Origin of the sequence: Microbacterium sp. UFMG61 (assembly GCF_015354505.1) — a bacterium.
Lineage (GTDB): Bacteria > Actinomycetota > Actinomycetes > Actinomycetales > Microbacteriaceae > Microbacterium.
This window is the reverse complement of sequence record NZ_JACAFP010000006.1, coordinates 207,222-219,372: the sequence shown is the minus strand read 5'-3', so window position 1 is coordinate 219,372 and position 12,151 is coordinate 207,222. Positions and strand designations below refer to the sequence as shown.

At 65.3% G+C, this 12,151-nt stretch carries 12 protein-coding genes and 4 tRNA genes; 8 read left to right on the top strand and 8 right to left on the bottom strand.

The genetic code is table 11. The annotated features are described in order from the left end of the window. Nucleotides 1-17: 17 nt before the first annotated feature. From IXW21_RS09345 to IXW21_RS09325, 6 genes are all read right to left on the bottom strand, one after another. Nucleotides 18-833, bottom strand: a complete 816-nt coding sequence (locus IXW21_RS09345) for an ABC transporter ATP-binding protein (RefSeq protein ID WP_194763983.1) — start codon at nucleotides 831-833, stop codon at nucleotides 18-20. Beyond that, nucleotides 830-1,897, bottom strand: coding sequence for a FecCD family ABC transporter permease (locus tag IXW21_RS09340; RefSeq protein WP_323742203.1), 1,068 nt, complete (start codon nucleotides 1,895-1,897; stop codon nucleotides 830-832). Before IXW21_RS09340 ends, IXW21_RS09345 begins: the two co-directional genes overlap by 4 nt. Beyond that, nucleotides 1,894-2,922, bottom strand: coding sequence for an iron chelate uptake ABC transporter family permease subunit (locus IXW21_RS18250; RefSeq protein WP_228528337.1), 1,029 nt, complete (start codon nucleotides 2,920-2,922; stop codon nucleotides 1,894-1,896). The genes IXW21_RS09340 and IXW21_RS18250 overlap by 4 nt, the downstream gene beginning before the upstream one ends. Nucleotides 2,923-2,946: 24 nt before the next feature. Next, complete coding sequence (locus IXW21_RS09335; protein WP_194763981.1) at nucleotides 2,947-3,837, bottom strand: siderophore-interacting protein; 891 nt, start codon at nucleotides 3,835-3,837, stop codon at nucleotides 2,947-2,949. Beyond that, on the bottom strand, nucleotides 3,834-4,799 hold the full coding sequence (locus IXW21_RS09330) for an ABC transporter substrate-binding protein (RefSeq protein WP_194763980.1): 966 nt from the start codon (nucleotides 4,797-4,799) through the stop codon (nucleotides 3,834-3,836). Before IXW21_RS09330 ends, IXW21_RS09335 begins: the two co-directional genes overlap by 4 nt. A gap of 109 nt (nucleotides 4,800-4,908) precedes the next feature. Continuing rightward, the gene (locus IXW21_RS09325) at nucleotides 4,909-5,697 is read right to left on the bottom strand and encodes a helix-turn-helix domain-containing protein (protein WP_194763979.1); all 789 of its coding nucleotides are present in this window, start codon (nucleotides 5,695-5,697) and stop codon (nucleotides 4,909-4,911) included. Nucleotides 5,698-6,035: 338 nt separating this feature from the next. Between IXW21_RS09325 and IXW21_RS09320 the strand changes: the two genes are divergently transcribed. Together IXW21_RS09320 and IXW21_RS09315 are read left to right on the top strand one after the other, a co-directional pair. Then, nucleotides 6,036-6,554, top strand: coding sequence for a hypothetical protein (locus tag IXW21_RS09320; protein WP_194763978.1), 519 nt, complete (start codon nucleotides 6,036-6,038; stop codon nucleotides 6,552-6,554). Between the two features lie 27 nt (nucleotides 6,555-6,581). Then, nucleotides 6,582-7,691, top strand: a complete 1,110-nt coding sequence (locus IXW21_RS09315) for a fatty acid desaturase family protein (RefSeq protein WP_194763977.1) — start codon at nucleotides 6,582-6,584, stop codon at nucleotides 7,689-7,691. 51 nt (nucleotides 7,692-7,742) lie between these two features. Here IXW21_RS09315 and IXW21_RS09310 read toward each other — a convergent pair. After that, nucleotides 7,743-7,815 (bottom strand) — tRNA-Val (locus IXW21_RS09310). Between the two features lie 152 nt (nucleotides 7,816-7,967). Between IXW21_RS09310 and IXW21_RS09305 the strand changes: the two genes are divergently transcribed. From IXW21_RS09305 to IXW21_RS09290, 4 genes are all read left to right on the top strand, one after another. Next, nucleotides 7,968-8,040 (top strand) — tRNA-Gly (locus IXW21_RS09305). A 53-nt stretch (nucleotides 8,041-8,093) separates the two neighbouring features. Then, nucleotides 8,094-8,164 (top strand) — tRNA-Cys (locus IXW21_RS09300). A 26-nt stretch (nucleotides 8,165-8,190) separates the two neighbouring features. Then, nucleotides 8,191-8,262, top strand: a tRNA-Val gene (locus tag IXW21_RS09295). 160 nt (nucleotides 8,263-8,422) lie between these two features. Next, nucleotides 8,423-9,295, top strand: coding sequence for a hypothetical protein (locus tag IXW21_RS09290; RefSeq protein ID WP_194763976.1), 873 nt, complete (start codon nucleotides 8,423-8,425; stop codon nucleotides 9,293-9,295). Between the two features lie 217 nt (nucleotides 9,296-9,512). On the opposite strand, the gene IXW21_RS09285 is transcribed toward IXW21_RS09290, so the two are convergent. Then, nucleotides 9,513-10,499, bottom strand: coding sequence for a hypothetical protein (locus tag IXW21_RS09285; RefSeq protein WP_194763975.1), 987 nt, complete (start codon nucleotides 10,497-10,499; stop codon nucleotides 9,513-9,515). A gap of 358 nt (nucleotides 10,500-10,857) precedes the next feature. Between IXW21_RS09285 and IXW21_RS09280 the strand changes: the two genes are divergently transcribed. Then, nucleotides 10,858-11,535 carry a DUF6766 family protein gene (locus IXW21_RS09280; RefSeq protein ID WP_194763974.1) on the top strand — a complete coding sequence of 226 codons (678 nt, stop codon included), beginning with the start codon at nucleotides 10,858-10,860 and terminating at the stop codon, nucleotides 11,533-11,535. A 169-nt stretch (nucleotides 11,536-11,704) separates the two neighbouring features. Beyond that, nucleotides 11,705-11,983, top strand: coding sequence for a hypothetical protein (locus IXW21_RS09275; RefSeq protein ID WP_194763973.1), 279 nt, complete (start codon nucleotides 11,705-11,707; stop codon nucleotides 11,981-11,983). Nucleotides 11,984-12,151 lie beyond the last annotated feature (168 nt).

Here is a 12,151-nt window from a genome sequence, read left to right as displayed (position 1 = left end):
TCACCGGGGCGTGCCGATCACCGGGGCACGATGAGCGGTGTGCCGGTGTGCGGATCGGCGATGACCGAGCAGGCCAATCCGAAGACCTCTTCGACGCGCTCCGAGGTCACGATCGACGCGGGGTCGCCGGACGCCACGATGCGGCCGTCGCGCATCATGATCATGTGGTCGGCGAACCGGGCGGCCTGGTTGAGGTCGTGCAGCACGGCGACGATCGTCCGCCCCTCCTGGTGCAGACGGTGGAACAGCCGCAGCAGGTCGTACTGGTGCGCGATGTCGAGAAAAGTCGTCGGCTCGTCGAGCAGCATGGTCGGCGATTCCTGGGCGAGCAGCATCGCGACCCACACCCGCTGGCGCTGACCGCCGGAGAGCTCATCGACGAGGCGGCCGGCGAGCTCCGTCGTTCCTGTCGCCGCGAGCGCCGCGGCGACAGCGGACTGGTCGGCGTGGGACCACTGTCGAAGGATGGTCTGGTGCGGGTGGCGTCCCCGTGCCACCAGGTCGGACACGCGAATGCCGTCCGGAGCGATCGAGGTCTGCGGGAGCAGGCCCAGACGACGAGCGACCTCCTTCGTCGGGAACTCCGTGATCTCTCGTCCGTCGAGCAGGATCTGCCCGTGCTTCGGCCGCAGCAGCCTCGCGAAGGCCCGCAGCAGGGTCGATTTTCCGCACGCATTGGGACCGACGACGACCGTGAACGACCCCGCGGGGATGTCGGCCTCGAGGTGCTCGGATACGACGCGTCCGTCGTATCCGATCGCCAGGTCCCTGGCGCTGAGCCGTGGGGTGTTGTCGGTCCGGACGATCGGGGTGTGTGCGTCGATGAGTGTCATCGTCTTCTCGCTTCCTGAATGAGCAGCCAGACCAGGTACACGCCGCCGAGGCAGACCGTGACGATGCCGACGGGGATCTGGATGGGCGCGAACAGCCGCTGCGCCAGCACGTCACTCGAGATCAGCAGGAGTGCCCCGACCGCGGCTGAAGCGGCCACGGTGACGCCCGCGGACCCCGTCAGTCGACGTGCGATCTGCGGTGCTGCCAGTGAGATGAATGCGATCGGGCCGGCCATCGCCGTCACGGAGGCGGTCAGGCCGACTCCGAGGACGATCAGTGCCAGCCGCGTGCCTCCGGTGCGGACGCCCAGAGCGGACGCGGTGTCGTCGCCGAGCTCGAGCAGATGCATCCGATCGGCCAGCACCGCCACCGAGATGGCGATCGGGACGATCACGCATGTCGCGACGCCGACCTGCTCAGCGGTGATGAGGTTGAGCGATCCTGCCCCCCAGGCGCTCGCCAGCATCGCGATCCTGAGGTCGGCGTTGAGGATGATCCAGGTGTTCACCGATGCGAGCATCGATGCGACACCGATGCCGACGATGATGAGACGGAATCCCGTGAAGCCGCGACGGAACGCGAGGAGATAGACCAGCAGTGCTGTCCCGGCTCCTCCGACGAGCGCCGCCATGGCGGTCGAGACGGTGCTGACCCCCATCGTCGTGATCACGATCAGAGCCCCGGTGTACGCCCCCGCGTCGAATCCGATCACGTCGGGACTGCCCAGCGGGTTGCGGGTGAGCGACTGGAAGATCGCTCCTCCGACGCCGAGGGCGAGGCCGAAGATCAGTGCGGCGAGGACCCTCGGGAGCCGCCACTCGATGATCACCAGCTCGCCGCGCGGTTCGCCGAGCCCGAGGAGGGTCATGACGACTTCGGCGGGCGAGAACGGCGCGTCCCCGAGAGTCAGTGCGAAGACGCCGACGGCGCCGGCGGCCAGCAGTGCAGCGATGGTCACGACCGTCGCACGCACTCCGATGCGGCGCGAGAAGACGAGAGACTGCGGGGCGAAGACACGACGACCGGCGTCGACCGGGGCGGGCGAGGGCAGCAGCGCGGTCACAGCCCGCTCGCCTTCCGACGGCGCACGAGCGCGATGAGCACGGGAGCACCGATCAGGGCGGTGACGACCGACACGGGTAGCTCTCCGGTGGTCAGGACCACACGGCCGACGATATCTGCCGTGAGCAGCAGCAGGGGAGCGGCAAGCACCGTGCTCAGGAGGATCCACCCCTGATGCGGTCCGACGAACCAGCGAACCGCATGGGGGACCATCAGGCCGACGAAGGCGATGGGGCCGGCCGCCGCCGTGGCGGCACCGCAGAGCAGAGTCACGGCGATGATCGAGAGCATCCGGGTGAGCACGACGCGCGATCCGAGCGCCGTGGCGAGGTCGTCGCCGAGCGCCAGGGCGTTGAGGGACGGCGCGAGGCAGAAGGCGAGTACGAGTCCCAGGATCAGGAACGGCAGAACCGCGTACACGTCGGGTGTCAGGGCGCTCAGCGAACCGGCATTCCATGACCGCACTGAATCGAAGACGGCAGGGTTGAGCAGCCCGATCGCCGCGACCACCCCGCCCATCACGGCACCGAGGGCGACGCCCGACAGCGTCACGCGCATCGGATCGGGCGCGGTGCGCCCCGCGGAGCCGATCAGGTAGACGAGCACGGTCGCGATGATGGCGCCGGCGAACGAGAACCAGATGTATCCGCCGGCCGCGCTGACGCCGAAGAAGGCGACCCCGATGGTGACACCGAGGCTGGCGCCGGCATTGACACCGAGGATGCCCGGATCTGCGAGCGGGTTGCGGGTGAAGCCCTGGATCAGCGCGCCGGCGATGCCGAGTGCTGCGCCGACGGCGAGACCGATGAGAGTGCGGGGAATCCGCATGCCCTGCACGATCGCGCCCGGGTCTCCGGCGCCCGTGGTGAGGCCGATCCAGACCTCGACGACGCTGATGCGCTGGGAGCCGAGGAAGATGCTGGCGATCGAGGCGAGCGCGAGCGCGACGGCGAGCAGGATCACGACCAGGCCCCGGCGCGTGGCCGAGACCCGGGTCGTCTGCGCCTCGATGAGATCTGAGGTCATGAGCGGATGATCATCGGCCCGGGGTCACAGACCCAGCTTCTCGAGCTCGGCCTCGTAGGCCTCTTCGATGTCCTCCGTGGGGCGGGTGTCGTCGTCCCACATCGCCCTCAGTCGAGCGTGCGTGCCGTCATCGAGAGAGTCGTACCGCTCACGCCAGGCCTCGGCGTTCTCCGTCCAGTACCCGATCACCTTGTAGGCCGAGGCGGGCAGCTTGAGCTCGTGACGAAGGAGTTTGCGGACTCCACGGGTCGCCTTGGTCTCGCCGGCCACCCAGACGTACCCGGGACCGGTGGGGAGCTCCGACGCACGCAGGATCTCCTGGATACGGGTCGGAGCGTGGCCGTTTCCGCCGTGCACCCAGTGCAGCTCGACGCCGTCGGCGGGCGAGAGCGACAGTTCGTCGTCGGGCGTCGAGACCTCGAGCACGACGCGGGTGCGCACACTCTGCGGCGCATTCTCGGCAAGGCGGGCGGCGGCAGGAAGCCCTGTGGCATCGGCGATGAGCAGCTGCCATTCGATGTCGGCGGGAGGGTCGTAGAGGCCCTTGGGCGTATTCACCCCCACGACGTCGCCGGGCTGCGCGTGCAGCGCCCACGCGGCGGCGACGCCACCCTCGTGCACGACGAAGTCGATCGTGAGTTCACGCGTCGCCGCATTCCAGTCGCGGACCGTGTACGTGCGCATCGGGGCGGGCTCGACGCCCTCGGGGAAGTCCCAGTACCCGTCGTCCGTGGGGAACGGGAGGTTCGGCTCGACCTGCCCGTCCACCGGGAAGAACACCCGGAAGTACTCGTCGCCGACGTCGGTCGAGACGAATCCCTCGAGACCGTCGCCGCCGAAGACGACGCGGACCATGCCGGGACTGAGACGCTCGACGCGCTGGGCGACGATCCGGTGCACCAGGTTGACGCTCATCCGAGAAGCGCCTTCTCGACCACGGTCAGGAACGCATCCTGGCCGCTGGGGGAGCCGTAGATCATCTCGTAGTTATAGGGGTGGTACGCGCCGTCCGAGACGAACGAGAGGTTCTGCCAGAGCTGGTTCTGCTGCAGCGCCGAGTCGTCTTCGATCCAGACGGTGCCGTCTTCGTTCGCGCCCGTGAAGACGACATCGACGCCTTCGAGCTGTCCGACCTGTTCGGGGCTGAGCTGGGTGTAATCGTCGCTCGCGGGGAGGCCCTCGTCGGTGGCGTTCATGAGTTCGTGCATCTCGAGGCCGAGGTCTGCGAACACCAGGCACGGCACGCCGTAGCACGAGGTCGTGACCTGGCCTTCGAAGTAGCCGACGTCTGCGACGACGGGGTGGATGTCAGCGGCATCGAGACGAGCACGGATGTCGGCGACGCGTGCCTCGTACTGGTCGACCCATGCCTGCCACTGATCTCCGCGGCCGAGGTCCGCAGCCGCCTGCCCGACGACATCGCGCCAGTCGCCGCCGTCGAAGGCGTTGTACGTGTAGGTGGGGGCGATCTTCTGGAGCTTGCCGTCGAGATCCTCTTCGTAGCCGAGGCCGTTGAGGATGAAGTCGGGCTCGGCCTCGAGGACTGCTTCGAGGTTGAACTCGGGGAAGTTCCCGAACGTGTCGAGCCCCTCGAGCTCGTCCTGTGGGAAGAAGTCGGGGAATGCGGTGAAATCGTCGCGGATCGGCTGGGTGTCGGCGAGCTCAAAGCCGAGAGCGATGAGGATGTCGAGATCGGTCGTGTAGAAACCGAGCGCGGACTGCGGGTCGGCAGGAACCTCGATGTCTGCGCCCGCGGGGGTGGTCAGCGTCACCGTTTCGGCCTGGTCGGACGAGCCTGCCGCAGTGGAGCCGGCGCAGGAGGTGAGAAGGAGGGCGGTCGCGGCGAGCGCGACGAGCGAGAGGGGAGTGGAGCGCATGGATCGTCTTCCAGAGGAGGGTGCGGGAGGCGCCAAGAAGGTTAGCTAAGGCTTGGCTTACCCAGTATGGAACGGCGAGATGTCGTCCAGGCGCCAGTCGCTGTCGCGCTCAGGCCGACTTCCGCGTGGCCACGCTGCGCACGGACGCGAACTCTCCCGGAGTGCGGCCGAGTTCGCGTCGGAACGCCTGGACGAAGGCGCTCGGAGTCGAGTACCCGCAACGCCGACTGACAGAGGCCACGGTGTGATCTGCGGCGAGCCAGTCGATGGCTCGGCGCATGCGAGCCCGCGTGCGCCAGGTCGAGAAGCTCAGTCCCGTCTCGGCTACGAAGAGCCGCGACAGGTTGCGAGCGCTGGCACCGACATGTCGGCCCCAGTCGTCGATCGAGCGGTCGTCGGCCGGCTCGGAGAGTAGGGCCTGCGCGACCTGTCGCGCCCTCGTGTCGAGCGGAAGGGGGAGGTCTATCGTCGATACCTCGACGGGCTCGAGCAGGCTGAGGGTCAGTTCCTCGGCGTGCCGCCGGGGCGAGAGTGCGAGGTACGGAGCCGCCTCGAGACGTTCGAGGACGACCCGAACGACTTCGGGGATGGCCACGGCGGTCGTCGCGGCGGCGATGGACGGCAGATCCGCGTCGATGAACGTACAGCGGAAGGCGGTGCCGGGGGCGGCCGCGACGCGATGCTCGGTGCCTGCGGGTATCCACAGGCCCAAGGAGCCGGGAACGGCGAAGTAACCGTCGGTCGTCTCGGCGGAGACGGTCCCGCGAGCTCCCCACAGGAGCTCGTGTCGATCGTCGTGGGCGTGCGACTCCCACTCGACATGATCGGTGAGGTCGAAAGAGTTCGTGTCGATACGCCAGACGACCGGTTCGTCGGTTGCGGGTCCGATCAGTGACATCGTCGACTCACCAGCCGTCTCGAGGGAATGGGTTAGGAGACCCTAACCTACCAGGTGTGAGGCTTCGCGGAGACGCGGCATGACGGAAAGACCACGAGCGTACGCCTGCGTGTGGCAGGGCGCCATGGGGTGGTGCGGTGACGCCGGTGAGCGTACTCTGCCCGAAGAGCACGCGCCGGGCAGGTCCATGGGGAACCTGTCGGAATGTGGCTCCGGTAGAGAGGTTCTCGGGCCGGTAGTGAAACACCCGTAGCGCGAGGACCTCTCCGCTGTGCGGGCCTGAGGCTCCTGCCTCTCAGCCTGTGAACGCGCACAGCCAAGGGGCGTAACGTCAGCACATGAACGCACAATTGAAGATCGCGGGGCACGGCCCCGAACTGCTGGGTCTGGAATCCATTCTGATCGGCTCGCTCCCTGCGGCGCTGATGACCGACGAATCCCCGGACCGCTACACCGTCGAAGCGGTGTTCACGCGCAAGACCGATCGCGACGAGGTCGCCGCGATCCAGGGCGGCGACACTCGCGCCCACCTGTCCGCGAACGGGTTCCCGACCGTCGAGCTCCACGTCGCCGACCGTCGCCTCGAGATCGCGAACACCAACCTCGAGGAGCTTCGTGACGGCCTTGCCGCCGTGATCGCGGATCGCCTCGCCGACATCAGCGCGGGTATCCAGTCGGAGCGAGACCTGGCTGCGATCCGATTCCAAGACGCCTCGGTGCGCGAGCAGCGCCGTGCGGCATCCGTGGTGGCTCTGGCCGAGTCGGTGAGCTTCGCGCGCCGACCCGCGACAGCAGGATCCGATGACGAGTCGCGCATCGAGGGTTGGGTCGAAGAAGGTGGTGCCGTCCGCGCGTAGCGCGACGACGCCGGAGAAGGAATCATCATGGACGGCGACCGTCCGATCGTCCGCACTCGCCCGCGCGACACCGCGCGGGGAGGATCGAGTGCCTTCACCGAACTGGCGCAGCAGATCCGTGACCGCGGTCTGCTGCGTCGCCGTTACGGCTACTACTGGACGAAGCTCATCGCAGCGCCGGTCGTGGTGGCGGCCTGCCTCGTCGCCTTCGTGTGGATCGGCGACACCTGGTGGCAGCTGTTCACCGCCGGTGTCCTCGCCATCGTCTTCACTCAGATCGCCTTCCTCGGCCATGACGCCGCCCACCGTCAGATCTTCGTTTCAGGGCGATGGAACGACTGGGTCAGCATCATCCTCGGCGATCTGCTCGTCGGCATGAGCTATGGCTGGTGGCAGCACAAGCACACCCGCCACCACGCGAATCCGAACAAGATCGGCGCCGATCCCGACATCGAGCTTCCCGTTATCGCCCTCACCGCCGAGACCGCGGCACGGCGTCGTAACCCGGTGGTCACCTGGATGCAGGCCCACCAGGGACTGTTGTTCTTCCCGATCCTGCTCCTGGAGGGGCTCGCGCTGCATGCGTCGAGCATGCGCAGGGTCGTCTCGCACGGACGACTCGAACGCAGGTGGGTGGAGATCGGCTTTCTCGCCGTGCGGATGATCGGTTATCTCGTACTGGTCTTCGTCGTGCTGTCGCCCGGAATCGCGGTCGCGTTCCTCGGAGTGCAGCTCGGGCTCTTCGGGTTCTACATGGGAATCGCGTTCGCTCCGAACCACAAGGGGATGCCGGTGGTGCCCCGTGGCCTGGCTTTGGACTTCCTTCGGCGTCAGGTCCTGATGAGCCGGAACGTGCAGGGGAGCTGGATGATCGACGTGGCGATGGGTGGTCTCAACTATCAGGTCGAACATCACCTGTTTCCGTCGATGCCGCGGCCGCATCTGCGACGCGCGGCCCCGATCGTCGCCGCGTATTGCGCCGCGCACGACGTGAAGTACACGCAGGTCGGGGTGCTCGCGTCGTACGCGATCGTCGTCCGCTACATCAATCGGGTCGGTCTCGGGGAGCGCGATGTCTTCACCTGTCCGCTCGCGGAGCAGCGAGCAGCGATCGGCCCGACGGCGTCGTCTCGGTGAACGGAAGATGCCCCCGACCGAGCGGTGCGCTCTGTCGGGGGCTTCTGGCTGTGGGCGATACCGGACTCGAACCGATGACCTCTTCCGTGTGAAGGAAGCGCGCTACCAACTGCGCCAATCGCCCATACCCGCGGGGTACGTCAACCGATACTACCCGACCCCTGAGCGGCTCGATGACCATTCGCGTGGACACGCGCGAGATTCGTTCCCGGTTTTGACAGTCGCCGTTCATCGGCTACTGTTTCATATGTGCCCGGGACAACAACCGGGAACAACGCGGATGTAGCGCAGTTGGTAGCGCACAACCTTGCCAAGGTTGGGGTCGCGAGTTCGAGTCTCGTCATCCGCTCAAGTGCAGGGGCCTTCTTCGGAGGGCCTTCAGCACGTGGGGTCAATCCACACGGTGGCGTGGCCGAGCGGCTAGGCACCGGCCTGCAAAGCCGTTTACACGGGTTCGAATCCCGTCGCCACCTCTCTGAAAACTGAACAGCCCACTTGGGCGCGATTGGCGCAGCGGTAGCGCGCTTCCCTGACACGGAAGAGGTCACTGGTTCGATCCCAGTATCGCGCACACTGAAACCCCCGGCTTACCGGGGGTTTTTCTTTGCCTGGGTGAGGCTGGGCAACATCTGGGCAACATGATCTGGCAATAGTGCGGCCCGAAAACTTCTTGGTTACAACTTGATCTCAGCAGCGGGATCAGGGTGATCCTCGCTTCGTGAGGAGTAGCTATGAAGGTTCAGACGCCATCGGTGGCGCATGGCCCAGCGGGGGAGACGGCCGAGTACGTCTTCGTCACGCCGGAGCTCGCAGTGTCGTGGCTCGCCTTGAACATCGACAACAACCGCAACGTGCGCAAGGGGCGTATCAACGGGTACGTCCGGGACATCCAGGCGGACCGCTGGGTGGTGACTGGCGAGGCTATCAAGTTCGACGCAGCCGGCCGGCTCATCGATGGTCAGAACCGATGTCAGGCGATCGTCGCGGCAGGCAAGGGTGCCTGGGTACTCGTGGTGACGGGGATCAGCGAAGAGGCCCTCGTGGTGCTCGATTCGGGTGCCGCCCGCAGTACAGGGGACATGCTCATCATCACCGGGCTGGCAGAGCGCGTAGACGCCAAGGACGTGGGAGCGATTGCGCGTCTCCAAACCGCATATCAGGCCGGCGACGTGAAGCACGCGGCTTCCCACATCGGTGGCAGCTACAGCCTGACGAAGTCTGAGCTGGCTGAGGCGGTGCTGACGATCCCTGATATCGAGTTCGCTGCCCGCCACGCTCGAGGGATGTACCGCTACTTACGGCTGCCTGTCAGCGCTCTCGGCGTGGCATTCCTTGAGTTTTCGAAGCTCGACGTTGACGATGCGGCCGAGTTCTTCAACCGCATCCGGGACGGCGTTCAGAACGGTCCTGGTGACCCGTTCCTGACGCTGTCACGACGGGTCACGAACGACCTGCAGGCGGGGGGAGCGCGACGCATCCTCCCCGGTCAGGCGCTCTTCTACCTCTTCCGAACGTGGAATGCATTCAGGGAGCACGAAGCCCTGGTCAAGCTGCAGATCGGCTCGACGCAGGCTGGATTTACGCCCATCCCGGTGCCGAAGTGACCTGCCGCCAGGGCTGGCAGCGAGCAAGCACGCTCAGCCACGACTACAGAAGAGTCGTCACCGCCCCAGTCGGCTAATGGAAAACGCTCCGATCAAGGTCGGTGCCAAAATAAGGTAAGGCGACGTGCCTTCTATGATCACGCTCACTATGAACACCGCGATTGCCACTACACAGATAAAGGTAATCGCCAGCCTTCTAGCGTCGGCGGGCCGAGGTCTACTCGATCGAGGGGGGCGCCGGTGTAGAAGGGATGTCATCCTCGCCTCCCGCCCTTCTGCGTGTCACTTCGAGTACCGCCCACTCAGTGGAGGTGTTCTTGCCACGCTCCTTGGACACCGTCTCGCGGATCTTGAGCCAGAATATGTCGCCCTTGTGCAGAGCTTCTCCCTGATCCAGTCTCCGCAGAAATTCCCTGTCCTCGATGGTAGCCGTCCTCGATCCATCGTTGGGGGTAAGAACCTTCCAGCGTTCATTGCTGCTGAAATCGATGCTCCCAAGTGTTGCTTCGGTTTCGAAGATTCGCTCGTCTGAGAACGAGTCGTCGGGCTCAAAGATCGCAGTGAGATAGTCCGTGCGATTCGCAACGGCATCCGCCGGGGTGCTTAGGATCTCGTCAGTGGTTTCGGATACGGATGCATCCCTGACCTCCAGCGTGTCAGAGTCCGTGTTCAGGGGAGTCAGTATCTTGCTCAGGGCGTTGCGGGTTGGCTTCTTCATCGCCTGCAGCTGAGTCCAAGTTTCCTCACGGACTTCGCTCACGCTCCCGTCAGGCCAGTCCACCTTCACGGTTCCGCCGTCGAGGTGCTCGAAGCCAACCGGTCGCTCACCGCGGAGCTTCCGAAGGCCGATCCCGATACCCTCTGCGATTGCTTTGCCGGCCGCTGTGCCGATCTCCTTTGCCGCGGCTGCACCTGCAATTCCGGTAAGAGCGGCGGCTGCAGTTCCGATCGGATTCTCTTGGAACCAGACCACAGCCTCGAGGATGAAGGAGCCTTCTTTAGGAGCACGCACTCGAACGCGGGGCGCCGGTCCTTCTCCAAACTCACCCGCTCGCGCCAACTCCGCGCTGAAGGCCACCAGGCCCTGTAGGACTTCGGCGAGGTCGGACGCGCCGATCTCGTTCACCTGGTCAGTGGAGTTCGCGAACCGCAGTTGGACGACACCGTCCACGATCTCACTGTCCTCGCGCGAAAAGCTCATCATGTCCCCTCATTAAGACGAATGGACCCAAAGTATCGGATCGCATGCGTATGACTCGGCATCCAGCCCCCGCACGCCCTTGGGGGACTCTTCTCCAGGCTGCTTGTACTCGCTGTCATGATCTCGCCATGCCCGCGGCTAGGTTTGCAAAGGGCAGCAAGTCAACCCCTTCCAGCGGGCGTCGCCATCGCCCTACGGTCAAGAATCACGGGATGCAACTTCGGCCCGTGGGTTCGAGGAGGTAGGTCAGATGAAAGACACGGAATCGACGTCGCCGCGTGGCGTCTTTTGGACGTGGGTCGGCGTCATCGGCGTCGGGCTCGCTGTCATGATCGTCCTGCCTCTCGCGGGGAGGTGAGCCGTGCGTAGGCGTCTCCGCGATAACGGGCTTGGCATTGCGTTCCTCACGATCTTCCTGCTCACACTCGCCGGCCAGTCGCTTGTGGGGCTTGCCTACACGAACGAAGAGCTGGAGCAGCATCAACAACCTGCCATGGGATACCTGGACTTCATCACCTCGTCTGACTTCCTGGTCGACGTGGCAGAGAACTGGCAGTCCGAGTTCCTGCAGTTCTTCCTCTTCATCCTCGCAACGATCTGGCTTGTGCAACGCGGCTCACCAGAATCGAAGAAACCCGGGGACGAGGGTATCGGAGGTGAGGCAGATCAACTCATCGGCAGGCACGCGCGGAGCGACTCTCCGGCGTGGGCGCGTCTCCGCGGCATCCGCCTGTGGGTCTACTCGAACTCTCTCCTGATGGTCATGGGCGCGATCTTCCTGCTCTCCTGGTTGGCACAATCCCTCGCCGGCCGCATCGTCGCAAGCGAGGAGAACGCAGAACACGGCTACCCACCGGTCAGCTGGCTCGAGTACGTCGTCTCGCCCGAGTTCTGGAACCGCACCTTGCAGAACTGGCAATCCGAGTTCCTCGCCGTCGGAGCGATGGTCGTGTTCAGCATCTACCTGCGCCAGCGTGGCTCGAGCGAATCGAAGCCTGTTGGCGCTCCGCATGCCGAGAGCAGCGTGGAGTCCGAGTAGCTTCATAGGCCTTGATTTTCAAGGGCCTGGACCGATATTCCGGACGCTCTTAACTTGGTACAAGATCTGGCGGACGACGAGTAGCCCGTTTGGTCGAGTCGCACCCCCACGCGCACGCAGGGCTCCTCTCGCCGACCAGGAACTGGTTCTATGAGAGTGGAGTCCCCCAATGTCTGACCCCCGGTTTGAACTTCGCAAGGTCACGGAAAGCGAGTGGCTGATCCTTGACCACAAGTATGCAGCTCATGACGCGCGCCAAACGGTTGCCTGTATCTATCAGGTCGACAGCGTCGAGGTGGACATCGTCTGGATGCGCGACCTCCCGTTGGCGAACTGCTACATGTCCGCCGACGATGTCCTCGTCGACCTCCAGCGGTTCTACGCGACCCCTGATCGCACTACCGCTCCGATCGTGATCCCGCACCTTCCGCCCCTCGCAACCGCTTGACTTGAAGCGCCAATGTTCCGAGACCGAAGCCCTCGCGATGGCAGCGATTTCCTGTCAGTGTCCACAGATCCGAACATAGCGTCCCGGGTCGCCGGGTTGCGCCGTTCGCGACCTCAACATCAGGGGGAGGCGGCAACGTGTTCGTCGCCGCGCAGTGACATCGCCCCC